We start from the raw sequence: 23,806 nt of genomic DNA on the forward strand, positions 1-23,806 counted from the left end.
GGGATATACTGCCCCCGAAGTCAAGAGGAACGCGGGCCGAACATTCCCCACGCCTCGTAAAAACTACTCGTCTATCTCCCCACGCCGCAGCGCCGCCAAAGCCTCCAGCCTTGGCTGTAGCCGCTTCCATTCCGCCATATCTGCCCCATCCTGTGCGAAGCGCGCAACCTCCTGCTCAACTTCTTTTCGAAACTGACCAAAATTCAATAAACCGTAAAAATGCCACCACTGTGTTCTTATGGCCACAGCAAGCGAGGTGTCTTTTTCTTCCAGATTCAACGGCAAAGGGCCTTCCGTGATTACGGATTGGACCAGCGCCTCTTCCTCCCGGCCAGCCAGTTCGTCCAGCAGCGTCTTGCCATCTTCGGGGAGCAGCCCCTCTGCGGACATATCCAGCAGCAGGGCACGCAGTTCGGAATAATCCTCCGGCAGGCTCAGGCGACAGAGGGCTTCCTCCACCTCCGTCACCAGTTCCGGGTAGCGCAGCAGGAGGGCGAGAAGAATACGCTGCCGCTCGCGCACAGGGTCTATGCGGGATGGCTGCATATCCTGCGGCACGCGGCTACCACTGCCGCCAGGGGCAGAATTCCCCTTCCCAAAAGAGCCGCCACCCTTTTTCCGCCGGAAGGTTTCAAAAAACCGATCCAGCAGCGTGGAGCGATATTCTGCCGCCAGATTTTTTTCAGGAATGAGAGACGCAGCTTCCACAAGCTTGCGCCGCAGGGCCGCCCGCTCTTCCGGGCCCGGATTACTCACCCCTCCCGCCAGCAGATCAAACAGCACATCAGAAAGCGGGCTAGCAGAGGCGAACAGATCCCCCACCGCCTGCGCCCCACGAGAGCGCACCAGACTATCCGGGTCTTCCCCTTCCGGCAGCAGGCAAAGGCGGAGCGAGCGCTCTTCCTTCAACAGTGGCAAAGCCGTCTCCGCCGCCCGCGCCGCGGCACGACGGCCAGCAGAGTCCCCGTCAAAGCACAGCACCGGTGCGCGATCGACCTGCCAGAGCACCTCAAGCTGCTCTGGCGTCAGCGCGGTCCCCAGCGGGGCGACTGCGCCACCAAACCCGGCCTGATGCAGGGCAATGACGTCCATATAGCCTTCGACCACGACCAGATCCGTCGCAGGCGTTCCTTTAGGCCGGGGCGCCCGCACCGCCCCCCGCGCCCGATCCAGCCCGAACAGCAGGCGCCGCTTGGAAAACAGCGCCGTTTCCGGGCCATTCAGATATTTAGGCTGACCATCCCCCAAAATACGGCCACCAAAGGACACCAGCCGCCCTTTGCGGTCGCGGATGGGGAACGTCACGCGCCCCCAGAACAGTTCACCCTTGGGGCGTCCGTCCTCATCCAGACGCATCAGCCCGGCTTCCGCCATCATCTGAGGCGTTACCCCTTTGGCCGCCAGCGCCGTCGTCAGGCTCCCGCGCCCGTCTCCAGCCCAGCCCAGCCCGAAGGTCTCAATGGTCTCTCGCGTCAGCCCGCGCCCCAGCAGATAGTCCAGCCCGGCCCGCCCTGAGGGCGAATACAGCGCAGACGACCAGATCTCCTGCACAAGCTCCAGCACCTCACCCAGAGACCGGGTGTGCGCCACTTCTTCCTGAGAGCGTCGCGTGTCTTTGGGAACATCCAGCCCAGCCGCAGAAGCCAGTTCTTCCACCGCCTCCGGAAAGCTTTTGCCTTCCATCTGCATGACGAAGGAGATGACATCCCCATGCACACCGCAACCAAAGCAGTGAAAGTGGTCATCATACACATAGAAGGACGGCGTTTTTTCACCATGAAACGGGCAGCAGCCCTTCCAGTTCCTGCCGGACCGGGCGAGCTTAACCCTCCGCCCCACCACTGAAAACAGCGGCGTGCGGGCACGGAGTTCATCCAGAAAGCCTGCCTCAATTGCCATAGGCGGGTGATATCATTTTGCGTCTGATTTCAACACACACTCCGCCGCACGAATGAAAGAATGATGAGGCTCATACGAAAAAGACTACCAACGGCATTCAGGGTTTTTTGCTGACATTGTGAGCAGAGTTTAAAAAGAAGACATCCTCCTTCTGACGCCAAATATTTTTTTAATTCCCCCAATGGATTGAACCCTGAGATTTCCATACGAGACAACCAGCAGAACACACCGCGCGCCTGTCCGAACGGATCAGACCATTTCTCTTTGCAGCCTTGAAATGTCTCATATCGGGGATTATATCTCATATATGGACAAAGATAATCAATCCTGCCCGACCTTAGCCGAGCACCTCAAAACGCTGCGGCTTGACCTCGGCCTAAGCTTACAAGCACTCGCTGAAAAGAGTGGCGTAAGTCGTGCCTCTCTGTCTCGCATTGAGAACGCTGATGTCAGTCCGACGGCAGAAACTCTCGGCCGTCTTGCAGCCGCATTTGCGCTGCCGCTTTCCCAACTCCTTGCCCCGCTGGAACCAAGCTTCCCTCCCTTAGCCCGACGCGACAAGCAGAACGTCTGGTCAGACCCGGAGAAGAAGTTCTCTCGCCGCGTTGTTTCACCACCAAGCCGACAACTCAAACTCGAGATCATCGAGTGTTCAATCGAGCCTTATCAGCACATCGCTTATGACAGACCAGCCTTTCCGGGACATGAACATCACCTGCTTATGCTGGCCGGATCCCTGACCATCACCGTCGATGGTGCCTCTTACGATCTACGTTCGGGAGATTGCCTGCGCTATCAGTTGCGCGGCGCGTCGTCCTTTGAGACCTCTGAGTTGCCTGCCCGCTACATCATCGCCATGGCCTAAGGAATTTCTGATGAAAATGCATGTCATCGAACTCGGCGCACAGGACATAGAAAGCAATGTCGAAGCATTGTCCTGCATTCTCGCCAGGAGCGTCAACGGCGGAGCAGCTATAAGCTTCATGGCTCCATTCTCCCAACAGGAGGCCGCTTGTTACTGGTCAAACGACGTTCTGCCAGAGGTCGTGGCTGGACGACGAGTGCTTTTTGCAGGAGTGCGTGAAGGGCAAGTCGTCGGCACCGTGCAGCTTATTACTGCGATGCCCCCTAACCAGTCACATCGATGCGAAATTGCCAAAATGATCGTCCATCCCGACTTTCGACGATTAGGGGTCGGGCATCTCCTCATGACGCATGCACTTGACCGCGCCAGAGAGCTCGACAAGACTCTTGTAACATTGGATACGCGAAGCGGGGACGTTGCCGAGCCGCTATATGCCAAGCTCGGTTTCGAGATTGCGGGACGCATCCCGGACTATGCCTGGAATCCCGATGGACGCGCGCGACACGCGACGACCTATATGTATCGACAGATATAAGAAACGATATTGGATGCCGTTACCCAGAAGGGTTGAAGGACCGTTGACTGAGGCCGCGGCGTCCTGATTTTGGCTCACTGAGACAGGTCGTGATGTGTCTGAGTGACGGCTTTCGCTCTGTGTGGCGACACGACCCGAAGCCGCGGCGCCACACAGAGAAGCCGTTAGCTCAGGCTGGCTTTCACCACCGCATTCGCACGACCCATATCGAGGCCCGCGCCGAACTTGGCTTTCAGTGCGCCCATGACCTTACCCATATCCTTCATGGTTTCGGCACCCGTCGCGGCAAGCGCTTCTTTCACGGCAGCTTCCAGAGCGGCATCATCCATTTCCGGCGGCAGGTAGCCACGGATCACGGCGATTTCCGCCTCTTCCTTCTCAGCCAGTTCCGGCCGACCAGCATCCCGATACATGGTGGCCGATTCGGTGCGGGTTTTGACCATGCCGCGCAGGGCGGACAGGCCTTCATCCTCGCTCAGCCCTTCGCCACCCTTGGCGCGGCCCGCAATCTCAACATCCTTGAGTTTGGCCGTAATCATGCGGATCGTGCCCACACGCGCACTTTCTCCGGCTTTCATTGCCGTCTTGAGATCAGCCATCAGGCGTTCACGCAGGGACATAACCACTCATACTCCATATCATGTACATCAGAGGCCACACCGCACAGGCGTGGCATAAAATCATCAGATGGGAAGAAATTTCCCACCCCGGATTAAAACCCGCCCAGGCCGGTGGGAAATTTCTTCCCACCCACTCCACAGACTGCTAAACCATGCGGAACGGGAGGCACAGTCTTACCTTATGCCCATTTCAATCGATACCATCATTGCCCGACTTGGCGGGCCGGACGCAACAGCACGCCTGACCGGCGTTGGCACAGAAGCTATCCGCAAATGGCGGCAGGCTCAGGCCATTCCATCCCGCCACTGGCCCGTCATAGCACGCGCCACAGGTCTTTCGCTGACAGATCTGGACCCCGCCAGCCCCACATCCCCAGACCAATCCTCCCCGGCACCGGGAGGCAGCACAACAGGAATACCCATGCCAGACGCCCGCCCGGACGGCGCAACCGCCGCCCTTGTTCTTGCAGACGGAACCATTCTGTGGGGGAAAGGCTTTGGCGCCTTCACGCAGAAACCTGCCCTTGGTGAAATCTGCTTTTCCACCGGCATGACCGGCTATCAGGAAACGCTGACGGACCCGTCCTTTGCGGGCCAGATCATCACCTTCACCTTCCCGCATATCGGGAACGTGGGCACCACGCCGGAAGATGATGAAGCCTCCCGCATTGCGGCCCTTGGCCTCGTCACCAAGGAAGATCTGACAGAACCGGCCAACTGGCGCGCCACGGAAAGTCTGGACGCATGGCTGAAGGCTCAGGGCGTTCCGGGTATTGCCGGGATTGATACCCGCTCCCTCACCCTGAAGATCCGTGACCACGGCGCGCAGACGGCTGCTCTGTATTTCCCGGAAAACGGGCAGTTTGATCTGGCCGCCCTGCAGGACGCCACCCGTGCATGGCCCGGGCTGGAAGGCATGGATCTGGCCAAGACCGTAACCTGCAAAGCGCCTTACACCTGGAGTGAGAGCGTGTGGGAATGGCCGAAAGGCACCCGCCCCGCCCCGGAAAACCGCCGCAAGGTTGTGGCTGTGGATTACGGCGCGAAACGCAACATCCTGCGCTGTCTGGTCGCTGCGGGCTGTGACGTAACCGTTGTGCCCGCCACCACGACGGCGGAAGAAATTCTGGCCCTCAAGCCCGCTGGCGTCTTCCTCTCCAACGGCCCCGGGGACCCGGCTGCGACTGCTGAGTATGCCGTGCCTGCCATTCAGGGTGTTCTGAATGCTGGCCTGCCGCTGTTTGGCATCTGTCTTGGGCATCAGCTTCTGGCCCGCGCTCTGGGGGGCAAGACCTACAAGCTGGCCCGTGGCCACCGCGGCGCGAACCAGCCGGTGAAGGACCTGGGAACAGGCCGCGTGGAAATCACCAGCCAGAACCACGGTTTTGCGGTGGATGCGGACAGCCTCCCGGGCGACGCCCACGTCACGCATGTCAGCCTGTTTGATGGCTCTAACGAAGGTCTGGCGTCTGACCGCTTCCCGGCTTTTTCCGTGCAGTATCACCCGGAAGCCAGCCCCGGCCCGTCTGACAGCTTTTATCTTTTTGAACGGTTTGTCGCGCTGATTGATGCGCACGGCAGCAAGGACTAACGCATCATGCCAAAACGGACAGATATCCGCTCCATCCTCATTATTGGCGCTGGTCCCATTGTCATCGGGCAGGCCTGCGAGTTCGACTATTCCGGCGCACAGGCCTGTAAGGCCCTGCGGGAAGAAGGCTACCGGGTCATTCTGGTGAACTCCAACCCCGCCACCATCATGACGGACCCCGGCCTTGCGGACGCCACCTATGTGGAGCCCATTACGCCGGACTGCGTTGAACGCATTATTCTGAAAGAAAAGCCGGACGCCATTCTGCCCACCATGGGCGGCCAGACGGCGCTGAACACCGCCATGGCGCTGGATGCCTCCGGGTTCCTGCAGAAGCATGGCGTGGAACTGATTGGTGCCAAGGCCGACGTGATCGACCGCGCGGAAGACCGTCAGAAATTCCGTGAAGCCATGGATGCCATCGGCATTGAAAGCCCCCGCAGCTTCATTGCTCACAGCATGGAAGAAGCCCGGGAAGCCTTCAAAAAAATCGGCTTCCCCACCATCATCCGTCCGTCCTTCACCATGGGCGGTTCCGGCGGCGGTATTGCTTACAACCGTGAAGAGTTTGAGCAGATTGTCGCCTCCGGTCTGGATGCCTCTCCCACCACGGAAGTGCTGATTGAAGAATCTCTGCTGGGGTGGAAAGAGTACGAAATGGAAGTTGTGCGCGACAAAGCGGACAACTGCATCATCGTCTGCTCCATTGAAAACATCGACCCGATGGGTGTGCACACCGGGGACTCCATTACCGTCGCCCCGTCCCTGACGCTGACGGACAAAGAGTTCCAGCGGATGCGTGACGCCTCCATTGCCTGCCTGCGCGCCATTGGCGTGGAAACGGGTGGCTCGAACGTGCAGTTCGGCGTGAACCCGAAAGACGGGCGCATGGTGGTCATTGAAATGAACCCCCGCGTGTCCCGTTCTTCCGCGCTGGCCTCTAAAGCCACCGGCTTCCCGATCGCCAAGATCGCCGCCAAGCTGGCTGTGGGCTACACGCTGGATGAACTGAAGAACGACATTACCGGGTCCACCCCGGCGTCCTTCGAGCCGACCATTGACTATGTGGTCGTCAAAATCCCGCGCTTTACGTTCGAGAAGTTCCCCGGCGCACCGGCCCTGCTCTCAACCTCCATGAAGTCCGTTGGTGAGGCTATGGCCATTGGCCGTTCCTTCACGGAAGCTCTGCAAAAGGGCCTGCGCTCCATGGAAACCGGCCTGCATGGGCTGGACCCGGTGGAGATACCCGGTGATGGCGGGGAAGACGCCTTCCGCGCAGCACTCTCCCAGCCGCGCCCGGAACGTATTCTGATGGCCGCTCAGGCTCTGCGTGCTGGCCTGTCTGTTGAAGCCATTAACGAAGCCTGCCGCTTTGAGCCGTGGTTCCTGCGTGAGCTGGAAAAAATCGTCCACGCTGAACGCGCTATCCAGAACCACGGCCTGCCGCGTGATGCACAGGGCCTGCGCCGCCTGAAAGCCATGGGCTTTTCCGATATCCAGCTGGCCCGCCTCTCCGGCCTGCAGGAAGATGAAGTGTCCGCCCTGCGGGATCAGGTCGGCGTCAATGCCGTCTACAAGCGCATTGATACCTGTGCCGGTGAGTTCGCTTCCAGCACGCCCTATATGTATTCCACGTATGAAGGCGTGTTTGCCCCTCCGGCCTGTGAATCCGAGCCGACCGACCGCGAGAAGATTGTCATTCTCGGCGGCGGCCCGAACCGGATTGGTCAGGGTATTGAGTTCGATTACTGCTGTGTGCACGCCGCCTACGCGCTGCGTGAAGCCGGGTTTGAGACCATTATGGTCAACTGTAACCCGGAGACGGTCTCCACCGACTATGACACATCCGACCGTCTGTATTTCGAACCGCTGACGGCAGAAGATGTGGTCGCGCTGATCCGCAAGGAACAGCAGAACGGCACCGTTAAAGGCTGCATTGTGCAGTATGGCGGTCAGACGCCGCTCAAGCTGTCTCACGCGCTGGAAAAAGCGGGCATCCCGCTGCTGGGCACCCCGGCAGACGCCATTGACCGCGCGGAAGACCGCGAACGTTTCCAGGCGCTGCTGCACAAGCTCGGCCTGCTTCAGCCTGCCAACGGCATTGCCCGCTCCCCGGCAGAAGCTGAGGATATTGCAGAACGCATTGGCTACCCGGTTGTGGTGCGTCCGTCCTACGTGCTGGGCGGTCGGGCCATGGAAATCGTGTATGACCGTGCAGGCCTCCAGCGCTATATGCGCGGTGCCCTTCAGCTTGCCGGGCATGACATTGCCTCCGGCCCGGTGCTGATTGACCACTACCTGAACGAAGCCATTGAAGCAGACGTGGACTGCATTGCAGATGGCACGGACGTGTACGTGGCCGGTGTGATGGAGCACATTGAGGAAGCTGGCATTCACTCGGGTGACAGCGCCTGCGCCCTGCCGCCCTACACCCTCTCCCCCGCCATTGTGACGGAACTGAAAGCACAGACCGAAGCCATGGCGCGTGAGCTGGGTATCGTCGGGCTGATGAACGTGCAGTACGCCATCAAGGATCAGGAAATTTTTGTTCTTGAGGTTAACCCGCGTGCCTCCCGCACCGTGCCGTTCGTGGCGAAAGCAACGGGCGTTCCGGTGGCCAAGATTGGTGCCCGCGTCATGGCTGGCGCCAAGCTGAGCAGCTTCAATCTGGATGACCGCGCCGTGGTGCCGCATGTGGCCGTGAAGGAAGCCGTCTTCCCCTTCAACCGCTTTGCGGAAGTGGACATCATTCTGGGGCCAGAAATGCGCTCCACGGGTGAAGTCATGGGACTGGATACGTCCTTTGAGCGCGCTTTTGCCAAGTCTCAGCTGGGTGCCGGAGTGCGCCTGCCCACCTCTGGCACGGTCTTTCTGTCCGTGCGGGAAAGTGACAAGCCTCATCTGCCCGCTCTTGGCCGCCAGCTGGCCAGCATGGGCCTGAAAATTCTGGCCACACGCGGCACAGCCAAAAAGCTGCGTGATGCCGGGATTGAGGTCGATGTGGTGAACAAGGTGCTGGAAGGCCGCCCGCATTGTGTGGACGCCATCCGCTCGGGTGAGGTGCAGATGGTCATCAACACTGCTCGTGGCGCACAGTCCGTGGCGGACAGTTTTGACATCCGCCGCTCTGCCCTTGTGCTGGGCATTCCGCACTACACCACCATGGCCGGCGCACGGGCTGCAACCTATGCAATTGCGGCAATGCGTGAAGGACCGCTTGAAGTTGCGCCGCTTCAGTCATACTTTAGTGGATCGTTCTGAACAGGAGGGCGGGCCTTCGGGCCTGCCTTCCACGTTCCGCGGGGCAAGCGGCCTGCCTGAGGGCATGGCCGCCTGTACCCGTGTTTTTTTATAACTTCCATGCCGGCCAGATCGTCCGGCAGATTTATTCTGGGGACATGTCTTGCAGAAAACTCCGATGACGGAAAAAGGTTTACGGCGGCTCGAAGACGAACTGCGTAATCTGAAATCTGTAGAGCGTCCGGCCATCATCCGCGCCATTGCGGAAGCCCGCAGCCACGGCGATCTTTCGGAAAACGCGGAATATCACGCCGCGCGTGAACGGCAGTCCTTTACCGAAGGCCGCGTTCTTGAACTGGAGAGTATCATCTCCACGGCTGAGGTGATTGACCCCACAACCCTGTCTGGTGATCAGGTCAAGTTCGGTGCAACTGTCACCGTAGTTGATGAAGATACCGACAAGGAAGCCACCTACCAGATTGTTGGTGTGCATGAAGCGGACATCAAGCTGAACCTGCTGTCCATTTCCTCCCCGCTCGCCAAATCCCTGATTGGCAAGCATGAAGGCGATACCGTTTCCGTCCCCGCCCCCGGTGGTGACCGGACGTATGAGATCCTGTCTGTGAAATTCATCTGAGATGCTGAAGTTTGAGGATATCACCGCCGCGGCGGCGCGGATCAACGGCAATGTACTCCGCACCCCCACGATTTCCTCTCAGTCTCTCTCGAAAGCGACGGGCGCCGACATTACCCTGAAGCTGGAAAATCTTCAGGCGGTCGGCTCGTTCAAGGAGCGCGGAGCGGCCAACAAACTCGCGCTGCTGTCCGAGGATGAACGCAAGCGCGGCGTGATTGCCGTCTCGGCTGGCAACCATGCGCAGGGTGTTGCCCGCCATGCCAGCCTGCTGGGTATTGATGCTGTTATCGTCATGCCCAAATTCACGCCAGCGGCCAAAGTGGTGCGCACCCGCAACTGGGGCGCGCGGGTTATTCTGGAAGGCGAAAGCTTTGCAGAAGCCCTGCTGTTTGCGCAGGACCTTCAGGCGCGTGAAGGCCGCACCTTCATCCATCCGTATGATGATCCCGCGATCATGGCCGGTCAGGGCACCTGTGCGCTGGAACTGTTTGAAGATGCCGGACCGCTGGACATGCTGGTTGCCCCCATCGGCGGCGGCGGCCTGCTGGGCGGCTGCTCTGTTGCGGCCAAAGCCATGCGCCCGGAGGTGGAACTGATTGGCGTGCAGGTGGAAAGCTACAACTCGCTCTCCGCCTTCCCCGGCCCGGCCACGCATCCTTCGGGTGGTTCGACCATTGCAGAGGGCATTGCCGTCATGCAGATCGGCCAGCGCCCGGATGAAATTATCCGCAAGCTGGTTTCCAAAGTGCTGGTGGTGCCGGAATGCGCAGTGGAAACCGCCATTACCCTGCTGGCCGAAGGCGCCAAGCAGGTGAGTGAAGGCGCTGGCGCTGCCGGTCTTGCTGCCGTCATGACCTACCCGGAACTGTTCCGGGACAAGAAGGTCGCCCTGCCCATCTCTGGCGGGAATATCGACAGCCGCATTCTGGCCAACACCCTTCTGCGCGCCATGCTGCGGGATGGCCGTATCCTGCGCCTGATTATGGAAATTCCCGACCGCCCCGGCGTGCTGGCTGATATTTCCAGAAGCATTGGGGAAGCAGGCGGCAACATCATCGAAGTCTCTCATCAGCGCCTGTTTGCAGCCCCCTCCGTGCAGGCAGCTGAACTTGAAGTGATGATTGAAGCGCGGGACCCGGAACACGCGGCCCTGATTACCAAAGCACTGGGCGAACACTACATCGTTCGCCGCGCCTAACACTTAGGAACCATGCCTGCCCGGCACTTTGTGTCCAGCTGTTTTAGTGGCATAGTCACGCCATAAAACAATAAGAAGGCATGGTTCTATGAGTGCTTCAGCACCTTCCCAGACGAAACGCCCTGTTATGCTGGTTATTCTTGATGGCTTCGGCTGGAGAGAAGACTCGTCAGATAACGCAGTCCGGCAGGCCCACACCCCGGTTTTTGATGCGCTTTGGAAAAATGGCCCCCGCAGCTTTCTGCGCACCAGCGGCGAAGACGTTGGCCTTCCCAACGGCCAGATGGGCAATTCCGAAGTCGGGCATCTGAATATCGGCGCAGGCCGCGTCGTCATGCAGGAACTGCCGCGTATCACCACCGCCATTCGGGATGGCAGCGTGGCTCGCAGCACCGCCATGACCAGCTTTATCAACACCCTGAAAAAAACCGGTGGCACCTGCCATCTCCTTGGCCTTGTCTCTCCCGGTGGCGTGCATGCGCATCAGGATCATGCCGCGGCCCTCGCCCGCATGGTGGCAGAGGCTGGCGTGCCGGTGGCGTTTCATGTGTTCACCGATGGGCGTGATACCCCGCCCCGTTCCGCACAGGGCTATCTGGAAACCCTGCGCGCCGCCCTGCCGGACAGCGTGAAGATCGCCACCGTTTCTGGCCGCTATTACGCCATGGACCGCGACAAACGCTGGGACCGGGTGGAAAAAGCCTACAACGTGATGGTCAGCGCAGAAGGCCCGAAAGCCGCGACGGCGCAGGATGTCATCACCAAAGCCTATCAGGCCGATATCTCGGACGAATTTATCGAACCGACCGTGCTGAACGGCTATACCGGCATGAAAGATGGAGACGGCCTGCTCTCCTTCAACTTCCGGGCCGACCGCATCCGCCAGCTTCTGGACGCCATGCTGGAGCCGGACTTTGACGGCTTTGGCCGCCATAAAATTGTGCAATTCTCCACCGTTCTGGGCATGACGCATTATAGCGACACGCTGGCCGAGCGCCTGACGGTGCTGTTCCCGCCGGACTCGCTGGAAAACATTCTGGGGGAAGTCGTCTCCCGCGCCGGGCGCACCCAGCTGCGCATGGCCGAGACAGAAAAATATCCGCACGTTACTTACTTCCTGAATGGCGGACGCGAAAAACTGTTTGAAGGGGAAGATCGCATCATGGTGCCGTCCCCCAAGGTCGCCACCTATGATCTTCAGCCGGAAATGTCTGCACCAGAACTGACAGACAAAGCCGTTGCCGCCATTGAAAGCGGACAGTACGACCTGATTGTGCTGAACTTCGCCAACCCGGATATGGTGGGCCATACCGGTGTCCTGAAAGCCGCCATCAAGGCGGTTGAAACGGTGGATGCCGGCACGGGCCGCATTATCGAGGCCCTCAAAAAACAGGACGGCTCTCTGCTGGTCACCGCCGACCACGGCAATTGTGAGACCATGAAAGACCCGGACACCGGCGTGCCGCACACAGCCCATACGCTGAACGTGGTTCCGCTGGTGGCCTTTGGGGTTGGCAACAAGATGCTGAAAGACGGAAGACTGGCCGACCTTGCCCCCACCCTGCTGGACATGATGGGTTTGCCCAAACCTGATGACATGACCGGGACTTCCCTGCTAACGGACTGAATGCTTTTCACCCCGCCTCCCACCCTGTTGCCTCATTCCCTGCCCGCAAAATGCGGGTGGGGAGACCGGGGCTATGGGAGCCTGGGTTTGAGCATGCTGCCTGTCGGGATCTTCGTCTTGCTGGCCTGCGTCCCGCCTGCACAGGCCGCTACCGCTAAGAAAAACACAACACACGCCACACATAGTGCAACAAAAAGCACGACCCATCGCGCCTCCGGTCACACAAGTCGTGCGCGCTCGTCCTCTTCCGGCACCCGGTCCTCTTCAACCGCAGCCCGCGCAGCCTCCACCCGCGCTGAGGCCGAGGCCGAACGCTCCGTCAAGCAGGCACAGGCCGCCCTCGCTGCCACGCAGGCCCAGCGGGCCGCCATGGACAAACAGAAAGCCGCACAGGCCGCTGCCGTTACGGCCTCTCGCGCTAAAAATGAGGCCGCTCAGGCCGTCGCCGTGCAGAGTGCTGCCAAGGCCTCAGCTCTGTCTGCTGCCACCGTCTCCGCTACGGCCCAGCTTCAGACTACGGAACAACAGGTCGCGGATCTCGATTCCCGCATTGCCGATCTCCGTAAGGAGCAAGCCAGCCTGCGCGACGCCCTGACGGAAGATGCCAAAGCCCTCGCCCCGGTTCTGCCGCTGGCCGAACGGCTGTCTCTGTATCCATCCGATACGCTGCTGGCCGCCCCCGTGCCGCAGGGTGAGGCCGTCACCGGCTTTCTAGTGCTGCGCGGGCTGTCTCGCGGGCTGGAACATCAGGCGGAAGATATGCGCGCCCGGCAGGAAAAGCTGACCGCACTGGATGCTGACCTTACCGCCAAACTCGCAGCACTCGGCCAGTTGCAGGAAACTCAGAGCCGCCAGCGCGATCAGGTCCGGCAGCAGGCTTTAAAAGCCCGCGCAGCCCAGCAGCAGGCCAATGCCGCTGCCCGTGCCGCTGCCGTGCGCCTGCAGAGCGCTACGCAGAAGGCCTCCAGCCTGCAGGATGCCGTCTCCCGACTGGATGCCCTGCAAGCTGATGCAGAATCTGCCCTGCAAAAAGAAATTGCCGCAGCAGAAAAAGCCCATCAGGCCGCGCGGGATGAAGCCGCCAGACGCCGTGCGCAGGAACGGGCCGACGCCGCCCGGCGCAAAATGGCCGCCATGGCCTCTGCCGCAGGCCCCGGCCTGTCAGACCATCCGCCCGCAGGCGGCGGCACGCGCCCGGTGGTCGGAACACTCGTCAGCACATGGGGCTCCACGACCGAATCTGGCCCGGCCACGGGCATCACCTACCGCACCGCGCCCGGTGCCAGCGTGCGCACCCCCTGTTCCGGCCGCGTTGATTTTGCAGGGCCGTTCCGCACCTACGGGCAGATGGTCATTCTGAATTGCGGGCAGCATTATCGCTTTGTAATGGCAGGGTTTTCCGGGCTGGATGTGGCGACCGGGCAAGGCTTGTCCAAAGGCGCGCCCATCGGGCATATGGGCTCTTCCGGCAGTTCGGGCACGCTGTTCATTCAGCTGCGACATGGGCAAAAACCCGTCAATCCGGCACCTTTCCTGTAAGGAAAAGCGGACAGACAGTTTGCCTGCCCGGCGGAAGCGGCTAATCTCGCCCAACTGCATGGCGGACACAGGCAGGGCTTTGCGCTACAAGGCAAAGTTAGCCATACGCTGTAACATTCGACAGGACACGACCGCACGGGTTTTGCACCCGGCGACAGGAGACGAGATCGCATGAAGTTCCGCACAGGTCTGATGCTTGGCGCCACTTTCCTGGCAGGCCTTGCCCTGGCCTCCCACCCCGGAGTGCTGCCCGGCGCAGGCATGCTCGCCTCCCCCGCCATGGCGGAAAAGGCTCCAGACGCCTCTCCCACCAGCAACCATGCCGAAACCTATCGCCTGCTCACCCTGTTCGGCACTGTGCTGGACCTTGTGCGGGCGGATTATGTTGAGCCGGTTTCTGATAAAGACCTCATCACCAATGCCCTCAACGGCATGCTGACAGGTCTTGACCCCCACAGTTCCTACATGACCGAAAAACAGTATGCGGACATGATGGTGCAGATGAAGGGCGAATTCGGCGGCCTTGGTCTGGAGCTCCAGCAGCAGGACGGGCACATCCGCGTGGTTTCCCCCGTCGATGGCACGCCGGGCTTCCGCGCTGGCATCAAGCCAGGTGATTACATTATTGCCGTGGACGGCCATCCGGTAGACGGCACTCCGCTTGATGAAGCCGTGAAGAAAATGCGCGGCAAGCCCAACACCAAAATCACCCTCACGCTGGTGCGCGAGAAAACCCCCAAGCCGATTATCCTGACGCTGACGCGTGAGAATATCCATATCGAGGTCATCAAATCCGCACTGTATGACCGGATTGGCTATATCCGCATTGCCCAGTTTAATGAGGAAACGGAAAAAGGTCTGCTCAAGGCCTATAACCAGCTCAAGCAGCAGGCTGGCGGCAAGCTGGCCGGGCTGGTGGTGGACCTGCGGAATGACCCCGGTGGCCTGCTGAATCAGGCTATTGATGTCTCCTCCAGCTTCATCCGCTCGGGCGAGATTGTTTCCACCCGCGCCCGCCACCCCAAGGACAGCCAGCGCTGGGATGCCCACGGCACGGACATTACCGATGGTCTGCCGATTGTGGTGCTGATCAACGGTGGCTCTGCCTCCGCGTCTGAAATTGTCTCCGGCGCCCTGCAGGACCATCACCGCGCCGTGCTGCTGGGCACGAAGTCCTTTGGTAAGGGCTCCGTGCAGTCCATCATGCCCATTCCGGGGAACGGGGCCATCCGTCTGACAACAGCGCGGTATTACACGCCCTCCGGCCGGTCCATTCAGGGGCTGGGCATCACGCCCGATATCGCCGTGAAGGAAACGCGGGAAGATCCCGGCTTCAGCCTGCATGAAGCAGACCTTGAACATATCCTGAAAAATCAGGGCGGGAACCAGACCAAGTCCTCTCCGCGCACGGACCTGCCCGCCATTGCCAAGGATATTCCGGGCGAGCCGCCGGCAAACTGGCCGGAGTTTGACTACACCAAGCCTGCAACGGACTTCCAGCTCCAGCAGGGCCTCCGTGTTGTGCGCTCCATGGCTGGCCTGCCTGCGCCGGACCCGTCAGCCTCCCTGCCCGCCGCCAAGCCTCCGGCACCGGCGGCTAAGGATGACCACGCGCACCACTAACCCGAACCGGAGCCAACGCCCTTATGTCCAGCCCATCTCCTGGCACGCCCGGGAAGCCCTCCGGGGCTTCTCTGTGGCAGAAGATGCCTGCATCTGGCCGCGCTTTTCTCTACTTCTGGGGCGGATGCACGGCGCTGGCGGGGGTTGTTGCCCTCACCCTGCAGATCATGGGGCCGCCTTATGCTGAGGTGAGCGGGGACGATATTGATGTTGGCACCACCTCCCCCGCCGCCATTGCAGCATTAGCCAGCAAAACGGACATTCCCGCCCCCATGGGGGATCTGCTGACAAGCGACCTTGGCCCCGGGGGCTTTGCCCTGCCCAAAGTCGGTCCGCATGGCCTCCTGCCCCGGCAGGTGTATGCCGCACCGGCAGTGCCGGTTCCCGCAGGCAATGCACAGGTCGCCCTGGTGATTGATGGCATCGGGCAGTCGGATGATGAACTGAGTAATCAGGCCATCGATAATCTACCCGGCCCGGTTTCTCTGGCTATTTCCCCGTATGCGTCGGACCCGAGCAGCCTGATGGACCGCGCCAGAACGCATAACCATGAAACACTGCTTTCTCTGCCGATGCAGGACAGCCCTGCCGATGGCAAGGCCGCGAGTGAAGAGGCTTTGCCTAATGCCCTGCAAGCCTCTCTGTCTGAGCGAAAAAATATCGAGAACCTGAACGAAACACTCTCTCATCTCGCGGGCTATGCCGGGGTAACAAATGCGTTTTCCGGCCAGAATGGCGGGGAATATCCGCATTCTCCGGCGTTCAAACCCATTCTCTCAGCCGTGCATCAGCGCGGCCTGTTTTATCTGAACGCCACACCCGCAACCACGTCCGACGGGCCGGGGCTGATTGGCACGGCTGATGTCGCCATTAATACCGATGCAGATATCGTCACGATCGACATTCAGCTTCTCAGGCTCCAGCAGCTGGCCCGCAAGAACGGGCGCGCCATTGGCGTTATCGGCCCCTTGCGCCCCGTGGCTCTTTCCTGCCTCAAGGCGTGGATTCCGCATCTGACCAATGTCGGGATTACGCTGGTGCCCGTCAGCATGCTGGTTGCCCCCCTTCCCGCACCGCCGCCAGCCCCTGCAAAACCTCCGGCACCGCCGCCGCCCACAGCCGCAACTGGCGCCATGCATGTGAACGTTCACAACGCCACACCCAACGCCCAGAACGGCCCCACCTCTCTCGGACTTCCGCAATGATTACCAGCCCTAAGGCAGAAAGCCTGCCCTACCGCCCGAACGTCGCCGCCATGATTTTTCGGGCCGATGGCCGTATCCTTATCGCCCGCCGTACGGACCAGCCCGGCGCAGGCGGCCCGCTTTCCGAAGGCGTCTGGCAATGCCCGCAAGGCGGGATTGATGACGGGGAAGACCCGACAACAGCCGTCTTTCGGGAAGTGCAGGAAGAACTGGGCTTGGATGCCGGCACGCTGCGCATCCTGCAGGAACATCCAGACTGGATTACGTATGATCTGCCGGATTATCTGATCGGTAAGGCGCTGGGTGGCCGCTTCCGCGGGCAGACCCAGAAATGGTTTGCGCTGGCCTTTACCGGCACCGATGCCGATATCCGGCTGGACGCCCAGACACCCCCGGAATTTGATGCTTTCCAGTGGATTGAACTGGCCGACCTGCCCTCCGGCAATGTCGGGTTCAAAAAGCCGATTTATGAGCGTCTGGTGCAGGATTTCGGGCCGCTCGCAACGCCCGTCTGATCCCCATTTTTCTCTAAAAACATATCTCCCCTGCCAGAACCGCCCGAGAGTTGATCGGAACTCCGGGCGAGGCTGTGCGTCCCTTTAAGCAACGGGGGCTGTCTGGCGTGACGGCAGCACCCTTCCCTTAAGCTTAAAGGAAAACACCATGACGACAGTCCTGATTACAGGCGCAGGCACGGGTTTTGGCCGTGAAGTTGCTCTCCGTCTTGCAGCCGAAGGCTTTGACGTCATCGCTGGTGTGGAAATTGCCCCGCAGGTTTATGAACTTTCAGAAGAAGCCCGCAGTCGCAATGTCACGCTTCAGGTCGAAAAGCTTGATGTCACGCATGAAGGCGATCGCCAGAAGGCCGAAGACTGGGATGTTGATATTCTGTTGAATAACGCCGGCATTTCCGAAGGCGGCGCTGTGGCCGATATCCCGGCTAAAAACCTGCGTCGTCAGTATGAAGTCAATATTATCGGTCCGGTCCTGCTAACGCAGATTGTCCTGAGAAAAATGGTGGCGAAGAAAAAGGGCAAGGTCGTATTCATGTCCTCCGTGGCAGGCCTCACGGCCGATCCTTTCACCGCAGCCTATTCCTCTTCCAAGCATGCGGTGGAAGCCATTGCCGCATCTTTAAGTCAGGAAGTGCGCGAATTCGGTATTGAGGTTGCCACCGTCAACCCCGGCCCGTTCCTCACCGGCTTTAATGACCGCATGTTTGACACATGGAAAAGCTGGGAAGACGATCCGTCAAAACGCCTGTTCGATTACAGTAAAATTGCCTTCCCGCATGAGCAGTATGATCCGGAGCCGGTTTTCAAAACCACAGTTGGGGTCATCAACGGAAGCATCAAGTCCTATCGGAACGTAGAGCCGAAGGAAATCATCCCGCAACAGCGCGAACAGATGGACGCCGCCTGGACACAGAAAGTCACAGATGGTCTGGGCACACGCCCGGAAATTGTCCAGAAAGCCTACGATATCAAGCCCGGCACACCGGTTTGATGCAATAAACCCCGGCACGCAAAACCGGGGCTTATCTCCAGAGTTTTACAAAAAGCCCCGCCGCATCATGCGGGCACAAAAAAAGGGGGAAAGAGCACGTCTCTTTCCCCCTTTCCATACCTACCGCCCGAAGCACCTTTAATGCGCGCGCACAGGCAGGCTGGACGATGCTTCACAGGCCTCCTAACAGAAATGTTATGATATAACATTTGAGTCTTCCCAGAAGACCGATAGGCTATGAAAAAATCAATAAAATCCGATGAAAAGTCTGACCTGCATGCCGCGCGCCTCCTCTTCTTTTCCCGACAGCACTCTCGTCTCCATGCTTATGCTGGCGACGGCATTATCCGGCCTGTGTGGTACGCCTGAGGCGGATGCCGCTACGGAAACATCCAGCACGACAACGGAAGAAACAACACGCGAGCAGAAAAAGAAAAGCTCAGCACCTGCGCACCCGGAATACGTTACCGTCAAAAGCCACACCACAGCAGATGGCACCACGGGCCGCACTGCAGGCGGTGGCCTGATGCCGCAACAGCATGCGCCCCACGCGCAGAGCGGCCTGACGCGAGACTACATTGCCCGCCAAAGCCCCACTGAGAGCCCCACGGCCATGATTGCCGCCCTGCCCGGCGTGATCTATTCCGCCAATGACCCGCTCGGCACGAATGATGACCAGCAGGGCCTTTCCATCCGCGGGCTGGACCAGACGGAAATCGGGTATCTGTTTGAAGGCGTGCCCGCTGCCCCGCCGCTTTTTCTGATGCCTTACACCTCCGCCACGGCAGATACGGAAAACATCAGTTCCGTCACCCTCACGCAGGGCGCAGCAGAAGCGACGGCACCGCTTTACAACGCGGTAGGCGGCCAGCTGAGTGTACACATGATCAAACCGCGCAAAACAGCAGGCGGTTTTATGGATCTCTCTTACGGGTCCTATGCGCTCAACCGTGAATTTCTGCGGCTGGACAGTGGAGAAATTGGCCATACAGGGGTAACCGGTTTTGCCTCCTTTTCCTACCGCAATGCCAACCAGTGGCGCGGGGCCGGAGACAGCCCACGCTACCATGTGGACAGCCGCCTGCTGCGGGAATGGGGCAAGGGCAGTTCGGCCTCGCTCATTTTTTCCTTCAACCGGCAGCGGCAATATTACCTGCGCGCACCGACGCGTACGCAGTGGCATGCCAGTGGCACCCATTTCAATTATTCATCCCATTATACGGAGGGTGACAGTTCCTATTACCTGTTGCAGGAGAACGCCCGCGCCCAGACCTTGCTGACAGCCCCTCTGGAATTCAGGCTAAACCGGCACTTCCATCTCTCCCTCACACCCTATTTCATTTATGTCTCAGGATATGATGGATTTGGCACCACGCTTGACCCGCAGCACAGCTATCAGGGCAACCAGCCCGCCGGGCCGCTACAAGCCAGTGCTGCCCCCGGAACAGGCCTGATTACCGCAGTTGCGACGGATACCTTTAAGCAGGCCCATTCCGGCATCACAGCGTCCCTGCGCTGGGATGCAGGGCGCAACAGCCTGACAGGGGGCGCGTGGTATTCCTATTATGATTATTCAAACCCCTCCCGTTATGCCGCAGTGAATGCAGATGGCGGGGTTTCCAACATGCGGGGTTCTTACCCTATTCTGACGGCATCAGGAGACCCGCTGACATCCTACAACTCGCATCTGGTGCAGCAGGTGAATGCCCTGTTTGTGCAGGACCGTTTTCGTGCCCTGTCCAACCGACTGACGCTTTCCGCCACGTTTCGCGCCATTATGGTCACGCGCACCGTCAGCAATCAGCTTGCAGGCGCACGGTACCGCAACGGGGCCAGCTATTTCTCGCCCCAGCCACAGCTTTCCGCCAGTTATGACCTGACGCCCCACGACCAGGTCTTCCTGAACGGGACAACGGGGTTCCGCGCCCCCTCTGGCATTTCCAGCTATAATGACCGTTTCAGCGTCGCCACCGGCGCACAGACCCGTAGCGCCACCAGTGACACACGGCCCGAATATTCCATTGGTGAAGAACTGGGCTACCGCCACACCGGGCAGATCAACGTCTCTGCGGCCCTCTTCAATTACAATTTTACAAATCGCCAGATCAGTACAACAAGCAACCTGAATGGTGCGCTGGTGACGGAATCCCTCAATGGAGGGGGGCAGACAGCCCGCGGCGCACAGCTTGAGGTCGGGCTCAAGCCCTGGCACCATTTCAGCCCTTATCTCTCGGGCCAGTATATTCACGCCACCATCGACAATAACCTGAAATCAGGCATGGACTACCTACCCACACGCGGCAAAAAGGCCATTCGCACCCCAGATTTTTCCGGCAGTCTTGGTTTGTCCTATGATGACACGCATCTGTTTGGTCAGTTCACGCTCAATTACGTGGGGCCCACCTATTCCACCTTTATGAATGATGAACGTATTCCCGGCTTTATGACGACCAATCTCAGCATGGGCTACCGGCTGCGGCAGGTGGGCTTTGCGCGCTCTCCCCAGATCCAGCTCAATCTGATCAATCTTGGTCAGTCGGGTTATCTGTCCGGGGTTAACAGTGTTTCCGCAAACGCCCGCACCACACAGGGGGTTTACGGCACCACCATTGCGGGAAAGGCTCCCACCTATTTTGTGGGCGGTGGCTTTGCCGGGGTCGTTTCCGTCTCAACCGGCTTTTAGAGCATGCTGTGATGAGGTTGACGCATATGCGGCTTCCTGTGCGGTGCGCAAAAGCGGCAGGGATTAGATCAGGTTCGGCATCAAGGCGGGCCTCCCTCGCCCGCCGGGAACCTCGTGATTCAATCTGTTTGAATCACGAGTTACAGCGCACTCTAGTGCGCGCCCGTCGGCTTGCCGCCGCTTTTGATGTTGGACAGCAGGAAGCAGAACGGCACGCACAGAAACGCGCCAATCCCGAGGATCATGAAGACCTCGTTATAGGTCAGCATGGCAACCTGACGGGAGAACTCCAGATACTGCACATGCTGGGCCACAGCCTGCGCACTCTCAGGCGTCAGCCCCCGATTGATGCCTGCATTCTGAGCCTGCGTCAGATACTCATTATACGGCTGGTTATAAGGCGTCATCCAATGGACCATATGCGCCTGATGCGCCTGTTTGCGCTCCATCAACAGCGCCGTGGCCCCGGAAATAGCCAGAGACCCCAGCACGTTACGCGACATACTGAACAACGCCGACGCATCCGCATTCAGATGTCCCGGAATAGTGGAATACGCAATGGTGGAAAGCGGCACGAACAGGAACGCAAGGCATGCTGTCTGGCTCATACGGAAGAAGACCAGATGCTTAAAATCCAGCAGCGGCGTCAGTTGTGCTGAGAAGAACAGCGACAGCCCCATCAGCGTAAAGCCTAACGCGATGACGCTACGGACGCTGAAAATACTCATCAGTTTTCCCACAATCGGGATAAGGATAATGACCGCAATCCCGCCCGGAGAAAGAACCAGCCCGGCCAGCGTGGCCGTATAACCCATAACCTGCTGGGCAAACTGCGGGACGATAATTGCAGAGGAATAAAGCAGTGCGCCCATCGCCCCCATCATCGCCGTGCCCACGGCAAAGTTGCGATCCTTGAACACCCGCAGATCCACCGCAGGTTTATCCGTATGCAGCAGCCACATCACAGCGCCACCCAGCCCCAGCACGGCAAGCACGCACATCACGCGGATAAAGGTGGAGCCGAACCAGTCGGCATCTTCCCCACGGTCCACCATCACTTCCAGACAGCTGAACCCGATGGTGATGAGACTGATACCGATCAGATCAACCGGGGCTTTTCGCTTTCTGGCCCACGGCGGATCTTCCACCAGAGCCGCCACACCCAGCGTTGTCAGAATACCGAACGGCACGTTGATGAAGAAGATCCAGCGCCATGAGAAGTTATCGGTAATCCAGCCGCCCAGCGTCGGGCCAATCACCGGCCCGACCACCGCCGCAATCGCCGTCAGCCCGAAGGCTGCCGCGCGTTTTTCCGGCGGGAAACTATCCAGAATAATGGACTGCTGATTGGGTTGCAGACCGCCCCCAAAGAAGCCCTGCATCATGCGGAACACAATCAGCTCCGCCAGACTGGTGGCCATGCCACACAGAAAGGAGGAGACCGTAAACATCACAATACAGATCAGAAAGTACCGTTTTCGGCCAAAAACCTTACCCAGCCACCCGGAGATGGTGAGCACAATACCATTTGCGACGAGGTAAGCCGTGAGCGTCCATGTCGCATCATCGTAGGTGCTGGATAAGCTCCCGGCGATGTGCGGCAGGGACACGTTGACGATTGTCGTATCCAGAATTTCCATGAACGCCGCCATCGTCACAATGAAGGCGACGGACCATGGATTATGCTTGGGCTTCCACCCTCCTGCGGCGACCTCGTCCTGAGCACTCATTGCGCGGCGGTCTCATGACCAGCTGTGGAGGAGGCTGCTTTCTGGCGCTGCGCCACGGCCTGCTGCACATCCTGCGGTGCGGCGTCGGAATAGCCCTGCGTATCCACATGCACAACGGGGATCACGGACATGCCGAGAGCCAGCTGCTGGTTGGGGTCCAGACCGTCATCAATCAGGATTTTCACCGGAACACGCTGCACGATCTTCACGTAGTTGCCGGTCGCATTTTCAGGCGGGAAGGCGCTAAAGGTTGCCCCTGTGCCCTTCTGCAGGGAATCGACATGCCCGTGCAGTTTGAGAGACGGATAGGCATCCACCTTGATATCCACCGTCTGACCGGGGCGGATACGGGTGATCTGCGTTTCCTTGTAGTTGGCCATAACCCAGACTTCCGGCTCCACAATGGACAGCACAACCTGCCCGGCGCGGACGTAGTTGCCCTGCTCCAGATTACGCTGGGAAATCCAGCCGTCACACGGAGCACGGATCACCGTCCATTCCAGATTGAGGTTCGCGTTATCCAGCTCGGCCTGATCCGCTTTGGCCTGACCTTCCTGCTGGCTGACCGTAATTTGCGCATTTTTGATGTTCGGCTGCACCGGGGTAGCAATCTGCACCGCACCCTGCGCTTCCTGCACCTGCGCTTTTGCGGCTTCCAGCGCAGCGCGGGCGTAATCGATATCCTGCTGCGAGGTTGCGGCGCGCTCTACAGAATGCTGCCGTTTGTAATCGGTTTCCGCCTTGAACAACTGCGCTTTGGCAGCCGCCAGGTTCCCCTGTGCGCGGACCAGCTGCCCCGGATAGCTCTGCATGGCAACTATGTGCATCATGTCACTAGCCTGCATACCGGCCTGAGATTTTTCCAAAAGGCCTGCGGCTTTATCACGCGCGGCCTGCCAGTCTCTGGGGTCAATGCGGGCCAGAACCTGCCCTTTGCGGACAAACTGGTTATCGTTCACCAGCAGTTCCGTCACATAGCCGCCCACATGCGGGGCGATGGAGACGGCGCGGCCTGCGGTAAAGGCGTCGTCCGTTTCCACTTCATTGCGCGTCAGGAACCAGTAAACCCCGGCCGCCACCGCCAGCACAATGACAACGCATGTCAGAATAACCTTGCCGCGCCCGCTTTTCTTTTTTTCCGGCGGGGCCTGCCCGTTATCAGACGTTGCATCAGACTGTTCGTTATGGTCTTCGGCCATTCTGTTTCCCGTCCCTGAGACACACTTCATACATAAAGCCAGTCACGGAAGCTCTCGCCCCCGCCCCGCTGACCGACCGGTTCGGTCAGTATGTGGCATGATCGGAAAA

The 23,806-nt window shown here is 59.5% G+C and carries 17 protein-coding genes; 13 read left to right on the plus strand and 4 right to left on the minus strand.

The window, feature by feature from the left end:
- Positions 1-63 precede the first annotated feature (63 nt).
- Positions 64-1,899: a DNA primase gene (gene dnaG / locus KP703_RS00125; protein WP_215753438.1), complete on the minus strand. Its 1,836-nt coding sequence runs from the start codon at positions 1,897-1,899 to the stop codon at positions 64-66.
- Positions 1,900-2,206: 307 nt separating this feature from the next.
- Between dnaG and KP703_RS00130 the strand changes: the two genes are divergently transcribed.
- Both KP703_RS00130 and KP703_RS00135 read left to right on the plus strand, forming a co-directional pair.
- A complete protein-coding gene (locus tag KP703_RS00130; protein ID WP_215753439.1) occupies positions 2,207-2,764 on the plus strand; it encodes a helix-turn-helix domain-containing protein in 558 nt (185 codons plus the stop codon).
- Between the two features lie 10 nt (positions 2,765-2,774).
- Positions 2,775-3,299 (plus strand): GNAT family N-acetyltransferase, encoded by a 525-nt coding sequence (locus tag KP703_RS00135; RefSeq protein WP_215753440.1) that lies wholly within the window; start codon positions 2,775-2,777, stop codon positions 3,297-3,299.
- Positions 3,300-3,463: 164 nt separating this feature from the next.
- On the opposite strand, the gene KP703_RS00140 is transcribed toward KP703_RS00135, so the two are convergent.
- Positions 3,464-3,919: a GatB/YqeY domain-containing protein gene (locus KP703_RS00140; protein WP_062250992.1), complete on the minus strand. Its 456-nt coding sequence runs from the start codon at positions 3,917-3,919 to the stop codon at positions 3,464-3,466.
- 181 nt (positions 3,920-4,100) lie between these two features.
- On the opposite strand from KP703_RS00140, the gene carA reads away from it, so the two are divergent.
- The 11 genes from carA to KP703_RS00195 all read left to right on the plus strand — a co-directional run bounded on the left by carA (position 4,101) and on the right by KP703_RS00195 (position 20,768).
- Positions 4,101-5,510, plus strand: a complete 1,410-nt coding sequence (gene carA / locus KP703_RS00145; protein ID WP_062250991.1) for a glutamine-hydrolyzing carbamoyl-phosphate synthase small subunit — start codon at positions 4,101-4,103, stop codon at positions 5,508-5,510.
- Between the two features lie 6 nt (positions 5,511-5,516).
- Positions 5,517-8,771 (plus strand): carbamoyl-phosphate synthase large subunit, encoded by a 3,255-nt coding sequence (gene carB, locus KP703_RS00150; protein WP_062250990.1) that lies wholly within the window; start codon positions 5,517-5,519, stop codon positions 8,769-8,771.
- Positions 8,772-8,913: 142 nt separating this feature from the next.
- On the plus strand, positions 8,914-9,387 hold the full coding sequence (gene greA, locus KP703_RS00155; protein ID WP_062142243.1) for a transcription elongation factor GreA: 474 nt from the start codon (positions 8,914-8,916) through the stop codon (positions 9,385-9,387).
- 1 nt (position 9,388) lies between these two features.
- Entirely contained in the window at positions 9,389-10,585 is a 1,197-nt protein-coding gene (locus KP703_RS00160; protein ID WP_062250989.1) for a threonine ammonia-lyase, read from the plus strand.
- 88 nt (positions 10,586-10,673) lie between these two features.
- Positions 10,674-12,212, plus strand: coding sequence for a 2,3-bisphosphoglycerate-independent phosphoglycerate mutase (gpmI, locus tag KP703_RS00165; protein ID WP_215753441.1), 1,539 nt, complete (start codon positions 10,674-10,676; stop codon positions 12,210-12,212).
- Positions 12,213-13,751, plus strand: coding sequence for a peptidoglycan DD-metalloendopeptidase family protein (locus KP703_RS00170; RefSeq protein ID WP_252353714.1), 1,539 nt, complete (start codon positions 12,213-12,215; stop codon positions 13,749-13,751).
- Positions 13,752-13,922: 171 nt separating this feature from the next.
- On the plus strand, positions 13,923-15,374 hold the full coding sequence (locus tag KP703_RS00175) for a S41 family peptidase (protein WP_215753442.1): 1,452 nt from the start codon (positions 13,923-13,925) through the stop codon (positions 15,372-15,374).
- Positions 15,375-15,397: 23 nt separating this feature from the next.
- Entirely contained in the window at positions 15,398-16,579 is a 1,182-nt protein-coding gene (locus KP703_RS00180; protein WP_215753443.1) for a divergent polysaccharide deacetylase family protein, read from the plus strand.
- Positions 16,576-17,094 carry an RNA pyrophosphohydrolase gene (locus KP703_RS00185; RefSeq protein WP_215753444.1) on the plus strand — a complete coding sequence of 173 codons (519 nt, stop codon included), beginning with the start codon at positions 16,576-16,578 and terminating at the stop codon, positions 17,092-17,094. Before KP703_RS00180 ends, KP703_RS00185 begins: the two co-directional genes overlap by 4 nt.
- Positions 17,095-17,242: 148 nt before the next feature.
- Positions 17,243-18,085, plus strand: coding sequence for an SDR family oxidoreductase (locus tag KP703_RS00190; protein WP_062272581.1), 843 nt, complete (start codon positions 17,243-17,245; stop codon positions 18,083-18,085).
- Between the two features lie 277 nt (positions 18,086-18,362).
- Positions 18,363-20,768 carry a TonB-dependent receptor gene (locus KP703_RS00195; RefSeq protein ID WP_252353715.1) on the plus strand — a complete coding sequence of 802 codons (2,406 nt, stop codon included), beginning with the start codon at positions 18,363-18,365 and terminating at the stop codon, positions 20,766-20,768.
- A gap of 152 nt (positions 20,769-20,920) precedes the next feature.
- On the opposite strand, the gene KP703_RS00200 is transcribed toward KP703_RS00195, so the two are convergent.
- Together KP703_RS00200 and KP703_RS00205 are read right to left on the minus strand one after the other, a co-directional pair.
- A complete protein-coding gene (locus KP703_RS00200) occupies positions 20,921-22,498 on the minus strand; it encodes a DHA2 family efflux MFS transporter permease subunit (protein ID WP_062141807.1) in 1,578 nt (525 codons plus the stop codon).
- On the minus strand, positions 22,495-23,697 hold the full coding sequence (locus KP703_RS00205; protein WP_215753446.1) for an HlyD family secretion protein: 1,203 nt from the start codon (positions 23,695-23,697) through the stop codon (positions 22,495-22,497). Before KP703_RS00205 ends, KP703_RS00200 begins: the two co-directional genes overlap by 4 nt.
- Positions 23,698-23,806: the final 109 nt, after the last annotated feature.

Origin of the sequence: Acetobacter sp. P5B1 (genome assembly GCF_018811985.1) — a bacterium.
GTDB classification, from domain to species: Bacteria; Pseudomonadota; Alphaproteobacteria; order Acetobacterales; family Acetobacteraceae; genus Acetobacter; species Acetobacter cerevisiae.